At 61.8% G+C, this 16,718-nt stretch carries 14 protein-coding genes; 11 read left to right on the top strand and 3 right to left on the bottom strand.

Features of this window, described 5'->3' with window-relative positions:
- Positions 1 to 130: 130 nt before the first annotated feature.
- A complete protein-coding gene (locus ACVWZP_RS14195; RefSeq protein WP_017844684.1) occupies positions 131 to 1,042 on the bottom strand; it encodes a LysR family transcriptional regulator in 912 nt (303 codons plus the stop codon).
- A gap of 168 nt (positions 1,043 to 1,210) precedes the next feature.
- Here ACVWZP_RS14195 and ACVWZP_RS14190 point away from each other — a divergent pair, with 168 nt between their 5' ends.
- Positions 1,211 to 1,921, top strand: coding sequence for a tellurite resistance TerB family protein (locus ACVWZP_RS14190; RefSeq protein ID WP_017844685.1), 711 nt, complete (start codon positions 1,211 to 1,213; stop codon positions 1,919 to 1,921).
- Positions 1,922 to 2,289: 368 nt separating this feature from the next.
- Here ACVWZP_RS14190 and ACVWZP_RS14185 read toward each other — a convergent pair whose 3' ends face one another.
- Both ACVWZP_RS14185 and ACVWZP_RS14180 read right to left on the bottom strand, forming a co-directional pair.
- The gene (locus ACVWZP_RS14185; protein ID WP_057005795.1) at positions 2,290 to 2,901 is read right to left on the bottom strand and encodes a hypothetical protein; all 612 of its coding nucleotides are present in this window, start codon (positions 2,899 to 2,901) and stop codon (positions 2,290 to 2,292) included.
- Entirely contained in the window at positions 2,898 to 4,343 is a 1,446-nt protein-coding gene (locus ACVWZP_RS14180) for a PAAR domain-containing protein (protein ID WP_457369866.1), read from the bottom strand. Before ACVWZP_RS14180 ends, ACVWZP_RS14185 begins: the two co-directional genes overlap by 4 nt.
- A gap of 216 nt (positions 4,344 to 4,559) precedes the next feature.
- On the opposite strand from ACVWZP_RS14180, the gene ACVWZP_RS14175 reads away from it, so the two are divergent.
- The 10 genes from ACVWZP_RS14175 to ACVWZP_RS14130 all read left to right on the top strand — a co-directional run bounded on the left by ACVWZP_RS14175 (position 4,560) and on the right by ACVWZP_RS14130 (position 16,715).
- On the top strand, positions 4,560 to 6,182 hold the full coding sequence (locus ACVWZP_RS14175) for a methyl-accepting chemotaxis protein (protein WP_046384494.1): 1,623 nt from the start codon (positions 4,560 to 4,562) through the stop codon (positions 6,180 to 6,182).
- A complete protein-coding gene (locus ACVWZP_RS14170; protein ID WP_057004707.1) occupies positions 6,182 to 6,694 on the top strand; it encodes a chemotaxis protein CheW in 513 nt (170 codons plus the stop codon). Before ACVWZP_RS14175 ends, ACVWZP_RS14170 begins: the two co-directional genes overlap by 1 nt.
- Entirely contained in the window at positions 6,691 to 7,950 is a 1,260-nt protein-coding gene (locus tag ACVWZP_RS14165; RefSeq protein ID WP_057004708.1) for a CheR family methyltransferase, read from the top strand. The genes ACVWZP_RS14170 and ACVWZP_RS14165 overlap by 4 nt, the downstream gene beginning before the upstream one ends.
- The gene (locus ACVWZP_RS14160; RefSeq protein WP_017844692.1) at positions 7,943 to 8,644 is read left to right on the top strand and encodes a chemotaxis protein CheW; all 702 of its coding nucleotides are present in this window, start codon (positions 7,943 to 7,945) and stop codon (positions 8,642 to 8,644) included. The genes ACVWZP_RS14165 and ACVWZP_RS14160 overlap by 8 nt, the downstream gene beginning before the upstream one ends.
- The gene (locus ACVWZP_RS14155; protein ID WP_128191890.1) at positions 8,641 to 10,923 is read left to right on the top strand and encodes a hybrid sensor histidine kinase/response regulator; all 2,283 of its coding nucleotides are present in this window, start codon (positions 8,641 to 8,643) and stop codon (positions 10,921 to 10,923) included. The genes ACVWZP_RS14160 and ACVWZP_RS14155 overlap by 4 nt, the downstream gene beginning before the upstream one ends.
- Entirely contained in the window at positions 10,920 to 11,930 is a 1,011-nt protein-coding gene (gene cheB / locus ACVWZP_RS14150; protein WP_046384489.1) for a chemotaxis response regulator protein-glutamate methylesterase, read from the top strand. The genes ACVWZP_RS14155 and cheB overlap by 4 nt, the downstream gene beginning before the upstream one ends.
- 51 nt (positions 11,931 to 11,981) lie before the next feature.
- On the top strand, positions 11,982 to 12,983 hold the full coding sequence (locus ACVWZP_RS14145) for a response regulator (RefSeq protein ID WP_046384488.1): 1,002 nt from the start codon (positions 11,982 to 11,984) through the stop codon (positions 12,981 to 12,983).
- Positions 12,984 to 13,223: 240 nt separating this feature from the next.
- Positions 13,224 to 14,319, top strand: a protein-coding gene (gene prfB, locus ACVWZP_RS14140; protein ID WP_098100956.1) for a peptide chain release factor 2 whose coding sequence is annotated in 2 segments (ribosomal slippage) — positions 13,224 to 13,295 and positions 13,297 to 14,319 — 1,095 coding nt in all. Because the reading frame shifts where the segments join, the coding sequence is not laid out codon by codon here.
- Between the two features lie 70 nt (positions 14,320 to 14,389).
- Positions 14,390 to 15,892, top strand: coding sequence for a lysine--tRNA ligase (gene lysS, locus ACVWZP_RS14135; RefSeq protein ID WP_024073787.1), 1,503 nt, complete (start codon positions 14,390 to 14,392; stop codon positions 15,890 to 15,892).
- 106 nt (positions 15,893 to 15,998) lie between these two features.
- Positions 15,999 to 16,715, top strand: a complete 717-nt coding sequence (locus tag ACVWZP_RS14130; RefSeq protein ID WP_017844698.1) for a TetR/AcrR family transcriptional regulator — start codon at positions 15,999 to 16,001, stop codon at positions 16,713 to 16,715.
- The last annotated feature ends 3 nt before the right edge of the window (positions 16,716 to 16,718 follow it).

Here is a 16,718-nt window from a genome sequence, read left to right as displayed (position 1 = left end):
TTCGCGATCTCTTTTCTTGTGTGGCCATGGGCGTTCTCTTACAAGGCGCCCGACTTTCTCTTATGGATGCACAGAGACTAGAGGTCAGGCGCGAGGTCAACAAATACTAAATACTGAATGCAGCATTCGATTAAATAGATGGCTTACGTGGGTGCGGCTGTTCCCGCGCCACGGTCAGGAACGGGTCGACCAGCGCCGGGCGCGCGGTGCCACGGCGCCAGGCGAGGCCGACGTCGAGGGTCTGGCTGAGGTCGGCGATGGGGCGCGCTTCGATAATGTCGCCCTCCAGGGACCAGGGGCGGTAGGTCATGTCCGGCTGGATCGACACGCCCAGGCCGGCGGCCACCAGGCTGCGCACGGCTTCGGTGGAGGCGGTGCGCAAAGTGACGTGTGGTTGCAGGCAGGCAGAGGCCCACATGCGTTGAGCGTTGTGGCCCATTTCGTCGACGTTCAGCTGAATCAACGGCTCACGCGCCACATCGGCCAGGTTGATGCTGTCGTGCTCCAGCAGTGGATGTTGCGCCGGCAGCCACAGGCGGTGGGGCGAGTGGGTGAGTACTTCGGTCTGCAGGGCGTGGCGGTCTTCGAGGTTGGAGAGGATCAACACGCCCACATCGATCTCGCCGCTGACCAGCAAATGCTCGATGTACGGGCGCTCATCCTCCATCACGCGGATTTCCACATTGGGGTAGGCGCGTTGGAAGCGGGTGAGCAGGTCGGCCAGGTAATAACCGGCCACCAGGCTGGTCACGCCGACGATCAATTGCCCGGCCACCTGGTCGGTGCTCTGCTGCAGGCTGCGCTTGGCGTTGTCGACGGTGGCCAGGATCAAGTGCGCCTGGCGCAGGAACTGATGGCCCTGGTGGGTCAGGGTCATGCCCTTGGCGTGGCGGTTGAACAGGTTGACGCCGATTTCCTGCTCCAGTTGCTGGATCGCCAGGGTCAGGGTCGACTGCGAAATAAACGCGGTTTGCGCAGCGGCGGAGATCGAACCGGTCTCGGCCACGGCGATGAAGTGGCGGATCTGACGCAAGGTCATCATGCTGGAATTACCAGTGGGGTGTTTTTATCGATTTGCTCGAGTGTATATCGATTTAACCGAAGGATAGCCGCGTTACATCTGGAAGCACTCTAGATCGGGGTTTTTTGGCGCTAAGTTTTACGCTGGGAGTCTATTGGTCTTATGAACCCTGGTGTCTGGAGGCTACGCATGAATACCCGTGGATTACTCGAACAACTGCTCAAGTCTGGTCAGGACATGTTGCAGAACAAGGCCGGCGGCCAGCGCAAATCCGACGACAAAGGCGCCCTCGGCGGCCTGCTCGGCAGTGGCGGGCTTGGCAGTTTGCTCGGCGGCGCTGGCGGCGGGGCCCTGGCCGCTGGGGCCATGGGCCTGCTGCTGGGCAATAAAAAAGCGCGCAAATTCGGCGGCAAGGCCCTGACCTATGGCGGGTTGGCGGCATTGGGCGTGATCGCCTACAAAGCCTATGGCAACTGGCAGGCGCAACAGGCCAGCGCGCCCCAAGGCGAGCCGCAGACCATCGACCGCCTGCCGCCAGCCCAGGTCGAGCAACACAGCCAGGGCATCCTCAAGGCGTTGGTGGCGGCGGCCAAGGCCGACGGGCATGTGGATGAGCGCGAGCGCGCGCTGATCGAAGGTGAATTCAACAAGCTGGATAACGACCGTGAATTGCAAAGCTGGCTGCACGGCGAGCTGAACAAACCCCTCGACCCGGCCGACGTGGCGCGGGCCGCCGGCACCCCGGAAATGGCCGCCGAGATGTACATCGCCAGTGTGATGCTGGTGGATGAGGAGAACTTTATGGAGAAGGCGTACCTGGATGAGCTGGCGCGGCAGCTCAAGTTGGAGCCCGGTTTGAAGGTTGAATTGGAGAAACAGGTGCGCCAGGCGACGCTTTAGGGGTCGTTCCTCCTCATAAATGTTCTGGCGCGACCGCAAGCAGGTCTCAAGTGAGCCCAACCCCCGGTCCTCACCTTCAAGGGCGATGTCCACTTGGGTGATGCGAAAGCCCGTCAAACCGCCGCCGACGGTCCCGCCAGCGGTGGTCTTGGCTCCTCGGGTAATGAAATAGCGGCGCATGCCAGCGATGTCCTTTTGTTCGCAGGGACTAGCACGCTAGGCTCGGCGAGAAAAGCCTGGTAGTCGGACGCTTCGCGGGTTTTTGTAGGTTGGTTCTGTGAAAAGGGTGCCTCAGGCCACCCTCTAGGCATGCCTGCGCACGATGAAGATCGTTCTCACGTTCTGTGGAAACGATTTAACAAATCTATTTATGGCAGCCCCCACGGCCTGGATAATTCCAGTGTAATGAGGTACCGCTCTTCTGTGGGATGCCGATAGTCCTTGAAGCGCCCAACTACCAACATGACTTGGTATTTGTTTTCTGCCCGCCAGTAAGACTTGCCACCCCGGTTCACATTTCGCAATCGAGCACGCCATTCAGGTGTGTCGGCGAATGGAGGGTTGGAGGCGACTCGGATGGGCAGCCAGCCGGCATTGCTCCATTGTTTTTGCAAATACAGCACGACGTTGAGGGTGTCATCGAGCAATAGCGGTTCGATTTGGGGGGACATGCGGATACTACCAACGCGCTCCTTGTCGAAACTTACCGCGAGGAAGCGGGCAGGCGGGGTAACGAATCCATATTGAGGGTCTATAAAGCGTAGGCGCGCATCGGACTTTGGTAGCCTCCCCCATATTTCTCCGGGAATAGCAGGGGCGATTGCTGCACTGGAGCGCTGACGCATGTCTTCCCAAGGCTCCCCAAGCATCAGTGCGATTTCTGGCGTACTGGTGAAGAAACGTATCATTCCTACCAGTAGTACGGCAGCGAACAATACAAGTGCGGCATGTCGCCAGTTTACTTGTGAGAGCCGGTTCATCGCATGCCCCGACCTGCAGCGACATCATCCAGCGCTTGTTCGATTCGATGCCGCTCACCGCTATTTAACAGCTTGTCAAATTGCGCCGCGGCCTTGAGCACGAAGGTCATGCGTTGATCGATATCGGCCAAGTTGGCGATGGGGTTGTTGCTGAACTCAATGACCCTGCCGTCATCAACAGAGCGGCATTGGCTTGCCAGCGTTAGCTCAATGGCCTGTGCTGCTCCGGACGGTATGCCCGTGACGTATGAAAGATGGTTGCTACGTAGCAGAGCCACTAATTTTTGGTCGGTATACATGGTTGGCTGAAGGATATTCTGCTGTTCATGCCAAGCCAGATACTTAACACTTTCGGCGATATTTCCTTCGTCAATGGCCTGAAAGGCTTGCAGAATGTAGTCGTGGTCAAGCCCAAACCTTAAATTTTCCTGCCCCACCGGCCACAACACCCGCTGCAGCCCATCCTCAAAAATGTTCTGGCGCGAGGACAGGCAGGTCTCAAGCAACCCCAACCCCCGCTCCTTATAAAACGCATGCAACGGAAACACATCCAAAAACAGCGTGGTATTGCCCATCGCCATCATCTCGTACACATGTTGATAAAGCTGTTGCACGCTCGATAGCGGTTCACCCTCGCGCCGCCAATCAACATCAGGCACCGGGTTATTACGGCTGGCCTGTTCATGCTCCCGCAGGCGCCGCTCGTACTCCCGCAGCTTTGCCTGCCGTTCACGCTCCTCGGCGCTGAACAACCCCCAAACCCCTTTCCGGGCACTCTTTCGCAATTGCTCCGCCGCTTCAAATTCCGCCTGAATTTTCTCGATGGATTCTGCCGCGTGCAGCAAACCGCACCCCACTTGCTTGGAGGCAAACGCCGCAAGGCCAGCCCACTGAAAACGGTTATCGAGGCGCCAGAGCTGGGCATACGCCGAGTTGATGAGCCGGTTGCGCAATCTGGGGTCGGCGATCAGCTTGCCGCCGGGGGCGATCACGTCTTCTGCCGGCTTCTGGTAGAAGCGCCAATTGCGCTCGCAGGCTGACTCGAGTATTTCGCTGAAAGCGGAAGGTGCTGAGCTCGGGGTAGGATTTCTCGCGGGTGTTGGCGCTGGCGCTTCCGATGCGGTCGCGCTTCGGCGGTGTGCCGCGGAGTCTTCAGCAGTAAGGGTCTGAAACCGCTCGAACTGGTCGGCCAGCAGGCGAGGGGGCGGGTCGCATTTACAGCGGCAGAGATCGTCCGAGAGCGCCACCCGTCGCCCTCGTGCCCACTGCTCCAGGCGCGGGCCAACACAGACTATGACTCCGGTGGTTTTGCACATTGGGCAAAGCACCTCGTGACCTTCAAGGGCGATGTCCACTTGGGTGATGCGAAAGCCCGTCAAACCGCCGACGACGGTCCCGCCAGCGGTGGTCTTGGCTCCTCGGGTAATCAAATAGCGGCGCATGCCAGCGATGTCCTTTTGTTCGCAGGGACCAGCACGCTAGGCTCGGCGAGAAAAGCCCGGTAGTCGGACGCTTCGCGGGTTTTTGTAGGTTGGTTCTGTAATTACCCTTCGGGATGTTTTTGCATTCTGTGGGCACCACGTCGAAACCCATTGATAAATGAAGGCTTGTGCTCAGCTATACTCCCCCCCATTTGAATGGCTCTTCGAGGAAACACTGTGAAGAATTGGACCTTGCGCCAGCGGATTTTGGCGAGCTTTGCGGTCATTGTCGCGATCATGCTGCTGATGGTTGTGGTGTCCTACTCGCGGTTGCTGAAGATCGAAGCCAGCCAGGAATCGGTCCGGGACGATGCGGTACCGGGGGTTTACCTCAGTTCGATGATCCGCAGCGCATGGGTCGACAGCTATCTGCTGACCATCGATATCATCGGCCTGCGCGCAGATAAAACCCTCACCAGTGCCGATAAGACGGACTTCAAGTCTTTCGAAGCGCGTATTGAACAGCAGATGGCCAATTACGAAAAAACCGTCAACAGCCAGGCTGATCGCATGGAGTTCGATAACTTCAAGGCGGCGCATATCAACTACAACAAGGCCCTCGCCGAGGTGCTGGCGCGCATTGAAGCCAATGATTTGCCGGGTGCGAGCGTGCTGGTCGAAGAGCAATTGACGCCGATCTGGACCGAAGGGCGCATGAAGCTCAATGACATCATCACCGAAAACAAGAGCGTGTCTGACCGCGCCACATCGGCCATCGACGAGTCGGTGATGTCGGCCAAGCTCAGCATGGCGGTTTCGCTGATCATCGCCATCTTCGCCGCTGGCCTGTGCGGTCTGCTGTTGATGCGCGCAATCATGGCGCCGATGCAGCGTATCGTCGAGATCCTCGACGTCATGCGTACCGGTGACCTGAGCAAGCGCTTGAACCTGGAGCGCAAGGACGAATTCGGCGCGGTCGAAACCGGCTTCAACGACATGATGACCGAACTGACCGCCCTGGTGTCCCAGGCCCAGCGTTCGTCGGTGCAGGTGACTACCTCGGTCACCGAGATTGCCGCCACCTCCAAGCAACAACAGGCCACGGCCACGGAAACCGCGGCAACTACCACCGAGATCGGCGCTACTTCGCGGGAGATCGCCGCCACTTCCAAGGACCTGGTCCGTACCATGACCGAAGTCTCCACCGCCGCCGACCAGGCCTCGGTCGCCGCCGGTTCCGGCCAGCAAGGCCTGGCGCGAATGGAAGAAACCATGCACTCGGTGATGGGCGCGGCTGAGCTGGTCAACGCCAAGCTGGCGATCCTTAACGAGAAGGCCGGCAACATCAACCAGGTGGTGGTGACCATCGTCAAAGTTGCCGACCAGACCAACCTGTTGTCCCTCAACGCCGCCATCGAGGCCGAGAAGGCCGGTGAGTACGGCCGCGGTTTTGCCGTGGTGGCCACTGAAGTGCGCCGCCTGGCCGACCAGACCGCCGTGGCCACCTACGACATCGAGCAGATGGTGCGCGAGATCCAGTCGGCGGTGTCCGCCGGGGTGATGGGCATGGACAAGTTCTCCGAAGAAGTGCGCCGGGGCATGTTCGAGGTGCAGCAAGTGGGCGAGCAACTGTCGCAGATCATCCACCAGGTCCAGGCCCTGGCGCCGCGGGTATTGATGGTCAACGAAGGCATGCAGGCCCAGGCCACCGGGGCCGAGCAGATCAACCACGCGCTGGTGCAATTGGGCGATGCCAGCAGCCAGACGGTGGAGTCCTTGCGCCAGGCCAGCTTTGCCATTGATGAACTGAGCCAGGTTGCGGTCGGTCTGCGCAGCGGCGTGTCGCGTTTCAAAGTCTGATGAGCGACCTCGCGGCTAAACTCGGCGTCGTCCCGGCAGCGAAAAAGGCGTTGTTCCTGGTGTTCCACATCGGCCACGAACGGTATGCCCTCAAGGCCACCGAAGTGGCCGAAGTGCTGCCGCGCCTGCCGCTCAAACCCATCGCCCATGCACCGCTGTGGGTGGCGGGTATCTTTGCCCATCGTGGCGCGATGGTGCCGGTCATCGACCTCAGTGCCTTGACCTTCGGCGAGCCGGCCCAGGCGCGGACCAGCACGCGGCTGGTGCTGGTCAACTATAAACCTGAGCCCTGGCTCGAGGCGCGTTGGCTGGGACTGATTCTGGAGCAGGCCACCGAAACCCTGCGTTGCGACCCGGCGGAGTTCAAGCCCTACGGCCTGGACAATCCCCTGGCGCCCTACCTGGGGCCGGTGCGCGAAGATGCCTTGGGCTTGATGCAATGGATCGGCGTCGCGGATATGCTCACCGATGAAGTGCGCGCCTTGCTGTTTTCTGCCGAGCCGAGCCTATGAGCAACGACCCGCGCTTCTTTGCCTTCTTGAAGGAACGCATTGGCCTGGACGTGGCCTCGGTGGGCGAAGCCATCATCGAACGCGCCGTGCGCCAGCGCAGCCAGGCCGTCGCGGCCCACACGGCGGATGAGTACTGGCAGCACCTACAGCACTCCCACGACGAACAGCAAGCGCTGATCGAAGCGGTGATCGTGCCCGAGACCTGGTTTTTCCGTTACCCCGAATCCTTTGCGACCCTGGCCCGTCTGGCCAAGGCGCGCCTGGCCGAGATCAACCAGTTGCGCGCGCTGCGCATCCTCAGCCTGCCCTGTTCCACCGGCGAAGAACCCTATTCGATCGCCATGGCCTTGCTCGATGCCGGCCTGGCGCCGCACCAGTTCAAGGTGCAGGGCATGGACGTCAGCCCGCTGTCGGTGGAGCGTGCCCAGCGCGGCGTGTATGGCCGCAACTCGTTTCGCGGCGGCGACCTTGAGTTTCGTGACCGCCACTTCACCGAGCAGGCCGATGGTTATCGCATCGACGACCGCGTGCGCGAACAGGTGCGCCTGCAAGTCGGCAACCTGCTCGACCCGGGGTTGCTCGCCAATGAGCCGAGCTACGACTTTGTGTTTTGCCGCAACCTGCTGATCTATTTCGACCAACCCACGCAAAAACAAGTGTTCGACGTGCTCAAGAACCTGACCCACGTGGACGGCGTGCTGTTTATCGGCCCGGCCGAAGGCAGCCTGTTGGGGCGTCATGGCATGCGTTCGATCGGCGTGCCGCAGTCGTTTGCATTCAGCCGGCACACCGAGCCGGTCAAGCCTGAGCCGATATTCGTGCCGATACCCGCGCCCGCGCCTCGGCGCAGCATCGCAGCGGTCCCGCCCAAGCCGCGACCGTTCAGTACGCTCAATGCCCAGGTGGTGCCGATCAAGGCGCCAGCGTCGGAGGCCGGCGACCTGCTCAGCCAGATCGCGACCCTGGCCAACGAAGGCAAAAGCGCCGAGGCCCGTGCCGCCTGCGAGCGTTATTTAAGTCAACACCCGCCGGCCGCCCAGGTGTTTTACTGGTTGGGGCTGCTCAGCGATGTGGCCGGCAACGCCCTGGACGCCCAGGGGTTTTATCGAAAAGCCTTGTACCTGGAACCGCAGCATCCGCAGGCCCTGATGCAACTGGCCGCGTTGCTCGAAGCCCAGGGCGACATTGCGGCGGCGCGTCGGTTGCAGGCGCGGGCCGCGCGTAGCGAGCTGACAGTGAGCAAAAACCATGAGTAGCCCCAACGCGCTCGACACTGCGGGCCTGGCCCTGACGATGGACGACACCCAGGCCATCGACGATTGCTGGAACCGGATCGGCATTCACGGCGACAAGTCCTGCCCGTTGCTGGCGGACCATATCCACTGCCGCAACTGCTCGGTGTACTCCGCCGCCGCTACCCGCTTGCTGGATCGCTATGCGTTGCAGCAGGACGATCATCGTCCGGTCGCCGATACCCAGGCGAACGAAGACATCGTCACCCGGTCCCTGCTGATATTCCGCCTCGGCGAAGAATGGCTGGGGATCGCCACCCGATGCCTGGTGGAAGTGGCAACCCTGCACCCGATCCATTCCCTGCCGCACCAACGTTCCCGCGCGTTGCTTGGCGTGGCGAACGTGCGCGGCGCGCTGGTGGCGTGCCTGTCGCTGGTCGAGCTGTTGGGCCTGGACGCCATCAGCCACGGCACGCCGGGCGGGCGCATCATGCCGCGCATGTTGATCATCGCCGCGCAGGATGGCCCGGTGGTGGTGCCGGTGGATGAAGTCGACGGTATCCATGCCATCGATGAGCGTACTTTGACGGCGGCATCAGCCTCCGGCACCCAGGCCAGCGGCCGCTTCACTCAGGGCGTGTTGCAGTGGAAGGGCCGCAGCCTGCGTTGGCTGGACGAGGCTCAGTTGCTGTCTGCCGTGACCCGGAGCCTCACATGACCCCCGACCAGATGCGCGATGCCTCGCTGCTGGAATTGTTCAGCCTGGAAGCCGATGCCCAGACCCAGATACTGAGCGCGGGCCTGCTGGCCCTGGAGCGCAACCCGACCCAGGCCGACCAGCTCGAAGCCTGCATGCGCGCCGCGCACTCGCTCAAAGGCGCGGCGCGGATTGTCGGGGTGGACGCCGGGGTCAGCGTGTCCCATGTCATGGAGGATTGCCTGGTCAGCGCCCAGGAAAGTCGCCTGTATCTGCAGCCGGAACACATCGACGCGCTGTTGCAAGGCACCGACCTGCTGATGCGTATCGCCACGCCGGGCAACACCGTGGGGCCGGCGGATGTCGAGGCGTATGTGGCCTTGATGGAGCGCCTGCTCGACCCGTCGCAGCCCACGGCCAAAGTGGCGCCGCCGCCAACTGCGCCTGCTCCAGCGCCCACTCCGCTGATTGAAGCACTGCCCGCCGAACCCGAGCCTGCGCTGTCCCTCGGCAGCGAACCGCTGCGTCAGAACAAGCGCATGACCGAAGGCGGCGAGCGCGTACTGCGTGTGACCGCCGAGCGTTTGAACAGCCTGCTGGACCTGTCGAGCAAATCCCTGGTCGAAACCCAGCGACTCAAGCCATACCTGGCCAGCCTGCAACGCCTCAAGCGTGTGCAGGGTAACGGTGTGCGTGCGCTGGACCACCTCGATGGTCACCTCAAGACCCTCGACTTGAGCCTGGAAGCCCAGGAGTCCCTGGCCGATGCCCGCCGCTTGCTGAGCGAAGCCCAAGCCCTGCTGGCGGAAAAAACCGCTGAGCTCGATGAGTTCGGCTGGCAGGCCGGGCAACGCGCCCAGGTGCTTTACGACACCGCGCTGGCCTGCCGCATGCGCCCGTTTGCCGATGTGCTCGCCGGCCAGGTCCGCATGGTGCGCGACCTCGGCCGCAGCCTGGGCAAGCAGGTGCGCCTGGAGATCGAGGGCGAAAAGACCCAGGTCGACCGCGATGTGCTGGAGAAGCTCGAAGCGCCGCTCACCCACTTATTGCGCAATGCCGTCGACCACGGCATCGAAACGCCGGAACAACGCCTGCTGGCGGGCAAGCCGGCCGAAGGCTTGATCCGCTTGCGGGCCTCCCACCAGGCCGGCTTGCTGGTGCTGGAACTGAGCGACGACGGGAATGGCGTCGACCTCGAACGCCTGCGTGGCACGATCGTTGATCGGCATCTGTCGACGGTGGAAACCGCCTTGAACCTCAGCGAGGAGGAGTTGCTGACGTTCCTGTTCCTGCCGGGCTTCAGCCTGCGCGACAAGGTCACCGAAGTCTCCGGGCGCGGCGTCGGCCTGGATGCGGTGCAGCATATGGTCCGCCAACTGCGCGGCGCGGTGGTGCTGGAGCAAGCGGCGGGGCAGGGCAGCCGTTTCCATCTGGAAGTGCCGTTGACCCTGTCGGTGGTGCGCAGCCTGGTGGTGGAAGTCGGCGAAGAAGCCTATGCCTTCCCGCTGGCGCATATCGAGCGCATGTGCGACCTGGCGCCCGACGACATTGTGCAGCTCGAAGGCCGCCAGCATTTCTGGCACGAAGGCCGGCATGTCGGCCTGGTCGCCGCCAGCCAACTGTTGCAGCGCCCGCCGGGGCAAGGTAATGACGAGACGTTGAAGGTGGTGGTGATCCGCGAGCGCGATGCGGTGTATGGCATTGCCGTGGAGCGTTTTATCGGCGAACGCACGTTGGTGGTGCTGCCGCTGGATGATCGGTTGGGCAAGGTCCAGGATATTTCCGCCGGGGCGTTGCTGGACGATGGCTCGGTGGTGTTGATCGTCGACGTCGAAGATATGCTGCGCTCGGTGGACAAGCTGCTCAATACCGGCCGCCTGGAGCGTATCGCCCGGCGCAGCCAGCAGGCCGCCGAAGCCCCGCGCAAACGCGTGCTGGTGGTGGACGATTCGCTCACCGTGCGTGAATTGCAGCGTAAATTGCTGCTTAACCGCGGTTATGAAGTGGCCGTCGCCGTCGATGGCATGGACGGCTGGAACGCCTTGCGTTCCGAGGACTTCGACCTGCTCATCACTGACATTGATATGCCTCGTATGGACGGGATCGAATTGGTCACACTCTTGCGCCGGGATGCTCGCCTGCAATCGTTGCCGGTGATGGTGGTGTCTTACAAGGACCGCGAAGAAGACCGACGCCGTGGACTCGACGCCGGCGCCGATTACTATCTGGCCAAAGCCAGTTTCCACGATGACGCCCTCCTTGATGCCGTAGTGGAACTGATCGGAGGCGCGCGGGCATGAGGATTGCAATCGTCAATGACATGCCCATGGCCGTGGAGGCGTTACGCCGCGCCGTGAGCTTCGAGCCCGCGCACCAGGTGGTGTGGGTAGCCAGTAATGGCCTGGAAGCGGTGCAGCGTTGCGCCGAATTGACCCCGGACCTGATCCTGATGGACCTGATTATGCCGGTGATGGACGGCGTGGAAGCCACCCGGCGGATCATGGCCGAGAGCCCGTGCGCGATTGTGATCGTCACCGTCGACCGCCAGGCCAATGTCAGCCGGGTGTTCGAAGCCATGGGCCATGGCGCCCTGGATGTGGTGGATACGCCGGCCCTGGGCGTCGGCAATCCCAAGGACGCCGCCGCGCCGTTGTTGCGCAAGATCCTCAATATTGGCTGGCTGATCGGCCAGCGCGGCAGCCGTGTGCGCGCCGAAACCGCGCCGCCGCGCAGCACCGGCAAACGCCAGAGCCTGGTGGCGATCGGTTCTTCGGCCGGCGGCCCGGCGGCCCTGGAAGTCCTGCTCAAGGGCCTGCCCCGGGACTTTCCCGCCGCCATCGTGCTGGTGCAGCATGTGGACCAGGTGTTCGCCGCCGGCATGGCCGAGTGGCTGAGCAGCGCCTCCGGCCTGCCGGTGCGCCTGGCCCGCGAGGGGGAGCCGCCACAAAGCGGGGTCGTGCTGCTGGCTGGCACCAATCACCACATTCGTCTGTTGAAAAATGGCACGCTAGCCTATACAGCCGAGCCGGTGAACGAGATTTACCGGCCGTCCATCGATGTGTTTTTCGAAAGTGTGGCCAGCCACTGGAATGGTGATGCCGTCGGCGTGCTGCTGACCGGCATGGGTCGCGACGGAGCCCAGGGGCTCAAATTAATGCGGGAACAAGGATATCTGACCATCGCCCAGGACCAGCAGAGTTCGGCGGTGTATGGCATGCCCAAAGCGGCGGCGGCGATTGACGCTGCTGTTGAAATTCGCCCACTGGACAGAATTGCGCCCCGACTGCTGGAGGTATTTGCAAAATGATCAATATCCCCGGCGGTGCTGGTTTGCGGGCAGTAATTCAGGTGATTGCAGATGAATGATTTACAGATCGACGGCATCAAGACCGACGAAAATGCCGCCATGGTGTTGCTGGTCGACGACCAGGCCATGATCGGCGAAGCCGTGCGGCGTGGCCTGGCCCATGAAGAAAACATCGACTTCCACTTTTGCGCCGACCCGCACCAGGCCATCGCCCAGGCGATCCGCATCAAACCCACGGTGATTCTGCAGGACTTGGTGATGCCCGGCCTGGATGGCCTGACGCTGGTGCGCGAATACCGCAACCACCCGGCCACGCAGAACATCCCGATCATTGTGCTCTCCACCAAGGAAGACCCTCTGATCAAAAGCGCGGCGTTTTCGGCCGGCGCCAATGATTATCTGGTCAAGCTGCCGGACAACATCGAACTGGTGGCGCGTATCCGCTATCACTCGCGCTCCTATATGACCCTGTTGCAGCGTGATGCGGCCTATCGCGCGCTGCGCGTCAGCCAGCAGCAACTGTTGGACACCAACCTGGTACTGCAACGGCTGATGAACTCCGACGGCCTCACCGGGCTGTCCAACCGCCGGCATTTCGACGAATACCTGGAACTGGAATGGCGCCGCGCCATGCGGGACCAGACCCAATTGTCGCTGCTGATGATCGACGTGGACTTCTTCAAGACCTACAACGACAGCTTCGGCCACGTTGAAGGCGACGAAGCCCTGCGCAAGGTTGCCGCCAGCATCCGCGAAGCCAGCAGCCGGCCTTCGGACCTGCCGGCGCGCTACGGCGGCGAAGAGTTCGCCCTGGTTCTGCCGAGCACTTCGCCGGGTGGCGCACGGCTGGTCGCCGAAAAACTGCGCATGGCCGTCGCCGCCCTGAAAATCCCGCACATCGCCCCGGCCGAGGGCGCGAGCCTGACCATCAGCATCGGCCTGTCGACCATGACGCCGGTGCAAGGCACCGATTGCCGCCAGTTGATCATGGCGGCGGACAAGGGGCTGTATACGGCCAAGAACAACGGGCGCAATCAAGTCGGTATCGAGTGATCCGAGGCCAGTGCCGGTCCACATGTGCGAGGGGCGGCGCGACGACTCGGCTTGCCCCCCGATGGCGGTGTGACAGTCACCGGGTGTAGGGCTGACACACCGCCATCGGGGGCAAGCCCCCTCTCACAGTGGATTTTCACTGTTCTTGAACCTGCCTTTTCGCCAAGCGGACTGCCGTTTGCGCACGTTTGTCGTTATACTCGTCGGCTTTCAAAAGTTCGCCAACGAGTGCTGCCCGCCATGGAAATCAACCCGATCCTTAACACCATCAAGGACCTGTCCGAGCGCTCCGAAACTATTCGGGGGTATCTTTGACTACGATCAAAAGCATGAGCGTCTGACCGAAGTCAATCGCGAGCTTGAAGATCCGAGTGTCTGGAACAAACCCGAATACGCCCAGGAATTGGGCCGCGAGCGCGCAGCGCTGGCGCAGATCGTCGACACCCTCGACGAACTGAACACCGGTCTGGCCGATTGCCGCGACCTGCTGGACATGGCTGTCGAAGAAAACGACGAAGGCGCGGTAGGCGATGTCGTCGCCGAGCTGGCCCGTCTCGAGGAAAACCTCGCCAAGCTTGAATTCCGCCGCATGTTCAGCCACGAAATGGACCCGAACAACGCCTACCTGGACATCCAGGCCGGTTCCGGCGGCACCGAAGCCCAGGACTGGGCCAACATCCTGCTGCGCATGTACCTGCGCTGGGCCGACAAACGCGGTTTCGACGCGACCATCATGGAGCTGTCGGCCGGTGAAGTCGCCGGCATCAAAGGCGCCACCGTTCACATCAAGGGTGAATACGCCTTCGGCTGGCTGCGTACCGAGATCGGTGTGCATCGCCTGGTGCGCAAGAGCCCGTTCGACTCCGGCAATCGCCGCCACACCTCGTTCTGCGCGGTGTTCGTCTCGCCCGAGATCGACGACAAGGTGGAAATCGAGATCAACCCGGCCGACCTGCGGATCGACACCTATCGCTCCTCCGGTGCCGGTGGCCAGCACGTAAACACCACCGACTCGGCGGTACGTATCACCCACGTGCCGACCAACACCGTGGTCAGTTGCCAGAACGAACGTTCCCAGCACGCGAACAAGGACACCGCCATGAAAATGCTGCGGGCCAAGTTGTACGAGCAGGAAATGCAGAAGCGCAACGCCGCTTCCCAGGCGTTGGAAGACACCAAGTCGGATATCGGCTGGGGTCACCAGATCCGTTCCTATGTTCTGGACGCGTCGCGGATCAAGGATCTGCGCACTAACATCGAACGCAGCGACTGCGACAAGGTGCTCGACGGCGACATCGACGAATACCTGGAAGCCAGCCTGAAATCGGGGCTGTAAACCGCCAGCCCGACCTCAAGTCCCCCGTCAGTGGCGGGGGCAACGAACCTGTGATGGAAAATTTAAAGACATGAGCGACCAACAACTCGACCCGCAAGCCCTGCAACAGGAAGAAAACTCCCTGATCGCCCTGCGCAAGGAAAAGCTTGCTGCCGAGCGCGCCAAGGGCAATGCCTTCCCCAACGACTTCCGCCGCGATGCCTACTGCGAAGACTTGCAGAAACAGTACGCGGACAAGACCAAGGAAGAGCTGGCAGAGGCTGCGATCCCGGTCAAGGTGGCAGGTCGCATCATGCTCAACCGTGGCTCGTTCATGGTGATCCAGGACATGTCCGGGCGCATCCAGGTCTACGTCAACCGCAAGACCCTGCCGGAAGAAACCCTGGCCGCCGTGAAAACCTGGGACCTGGGCGACATCATCGCCGCCGAAGGCACCCTGGCCCGTTCCGGCAAGGGCGACCTGTACGTTGAAATGACCAGCGTGCGCCTGCTGACCAAATCCCTGCGCCCGCTGCCGGACAAGCACCACGGCCTGTCCGACACCGAGCAGCGTTATCGCCAGCGCTACGTTGACCTGATCGTCAACGAAGACGTGCGCCACACCTTCCGCGTGCGTTCGCAAGTGATTGCCCACACCCGCGCCTTCCTGATGAAGCGTGACTTCCTGGAAGTGGAAACGCCGATGCTGCAGACCATCCCCGGTGGTGCCGCAGCCAAGCCGTTCGAAACCCACCACAACGCGCTGGACATGGAAATGTTCCTGCGGATCGCGCCGGAGCTTTACCTCAAGCGCCTCGTGGTCGGCGGCTTCGAAAAAGTCTTCGAGATCAACCGCAACTTCCGCAACGAAGGCGTCTCGACCCGGCACAACCCTGAGTTCACCATGTTGGAGTTCTACCAGGCCTACGCCGACTACGAAGACAACATGGACCTGACCGAAGAACTGTTCCGCGAACTGGCGCAGCTGGTCCTGGGCAGCACCGACGTGCCGTATGGCGACAAGGTGTTCCACTTCGGCGAGCCGTTCGTGCGGCTGTCGGTGTTCGACTCGATCCTCAAGTACAACCCCGAGTTGACTGCCGACGACCTGACCGACATCGACAAGGCCCGCGCCATCGCCAAGAAAGCCGGCGCCAAGGTGCTGGGCTTCGAAGGCCTGGGCAAGCTGCAGGTGATGATTTTCGAAGAACTGGTGGAGCACAAGCTGGAACAGCCGCACTTCATTACCCAGTACCCGTTCGAAGTGTCGCCGCTGGCCCGTCGCAACGATGACAACCCGAACGTCACCGACCGTTTCGAACTGTTCATCGGCGGCCGCGAAATCGCCAACGCCTACTCCGAGCTCAACGACGCGGAAGACCAGGCCGAGCGCTTCATGGCCCAGGTGGCCGACAAGGACGCCGGCGACGACGAAGCCATGCACTACGACGCCGACTTCGTGCGCGCCCTGGAGTACGGCATGCCGCCGACCGCGGGCGAAGGCATCGGCATCGACCGCCTGGTGATGTTGCTGACCAACTCGCCGTCGATCCGCGACGTGATCTTGTTCCCGCATATGCGGCCACAAGCGTAACCGTAGCGAAATCCGAAGCCGCCTTTTATAAGGCGGCTTTTTTATGTGGCGTAAATAAGCGTCAAGCAAACAGCGCCAGGTTTTGATCTTTTCAAGGATGTGTGTCGTGAACCGCGTAATCGCTCAGGAAGGAGCCGCTGGCATTGCCGCTGCCGTGGCTGAAAGTGTCCAGTACCAGGGCCGCAAGGCCAGTCGTCGGGGCAGCGAGCAACGCAGGCAAGATATTCTCGATGCCGCCATGCGGATCGTGGTGCGTGATGGCGTGCGAGCCGTGCGTCACCGTGCCGTGGCGGCGGAAGCTGGGGTGCCCCTGTCGGCGACCACCTATTACTTCAAGGACATCGATGACCTGCTCACCGATACCTTCGCCCAATACGTCGAGCGCAGCGCCGCATTCATGGGCAAGCTGTGGGTGCGTAACGAAGGTTTGTTGCGCGAGATGGTCGCGTATGGCGATGGCAGCCCGGAGTCGCGTTCGCAACTGGCCGATGACATTGCGCGGTTGACCGCCGATTACGTGCAGCGCCAATTGAGCAATCGTCGCGAGTACTTGATGGCCGAGCAGGCCTTTCGCCAGGAAGCCTTGCTCAACCCGCGCCTGGCCGAGCTGGTGCGTTCTCACCAGCAGATCCTGTTGCAGGGCACCGGGCAGTTTTTCCAGGTATTGGGCTCGCGCGAGCCGCAACAGGATGCCAAAGTGTTGACGGCGATTATCGGTCGGATGGAATATCAGGGCCTGCTGGACGGCGCGGAACCGCTGAGCGCTGACGACATGCTTGAGATCCTCAAGCGTTACATGCATTTGGTGTTGGCCTCGGTCTGACAC

Source organism: Pseudomonas sp. TE36184 (genome assembly GCF_054060055.1).
Note: the sequence above shows the minus strand (reverse complement) of the source record. Positions and strands in the feature narration are given on the sequence as shown.

Bases quoted from the DNA above. Each gene is read 5' to 3' on its own strand.
- ACVWZP_RS14195 (WP_017844684.1), bottom strand. From the start codon at position 1,042: ATGATGACCTTGCGTCAGATCCGCCACTTCATCGCCGTGGCCGAGACC.
- ACVWZP_RS14190 (WP_017844685.1), top strand. From the start codon at position 1,211: ATGAATACCCGTGGATTACTCGAACAACTGCTCAAGTCTGGTCAGGAC.
- ACVWZP_RS14185 (WP_057005795.1), bottom strand. From the start codon at position 2,901: ATGAACCGGCTCTCACAAGTAAACTGGCGACATGCCGCACTTGTATTG.
- ACVWZP_RS14180 (WP_457369866.1), bottom strand. From the start codon at position 4,343: ATGCGCCGCTATTTGATTACCCGAGGAGCCAAGACCACCGCTGGCGGG.
- ACVWZP_RS14170 (WP_057004707.1), top strand. From the start codon at position 6,182: ATGAGCGACCTCGCGGCTAAACTCGGCGTCGTCCCGGCAGCGAAAAAG.
- ACVWZP_RS14165 (WP_057004708.1), top strand. From the start codon at position 6,691: ATGAGCAACGACCCGCGCTTCTTTGCCTTCTTGAAGGAACGCATTGGC.
- ACVWZP_RS14160 (WP_017844692.1), top strand. From the start codon at position 7,943: ATGAGTAGCCCCAACGCGCTCGACACTGCGGGCCTGGCCCTGACGATG.
- ACVWZP_RS14155 (WP_128191890.1), top strand. From the start codon at position 8,641: ATGACCCCCGACCAGATGCGCGATGCCTCGCTGCTGGAATTGTTCAGC.
- cheB (WP_046384489.1), top strand. From the start codon at position 10,920: ATGAGGATTGCAATCGTCAATGACATGCCCATGGCCGTGGAGGCGTTA.
- ACVWZP_RS14145 (WP_046384488.1), top strand. From the start codon at position 11,982: ATGAATGATTTACAGATCGACGGCATCAAGACCGACGAAAATGCCGCC.
- lysS (WP_024073787.1), top strand. From the start codon at position 14,390: ATGAGCGACCAACAACTCGACCCGCAAGCCCTGCAACAGGAAGAAAAC.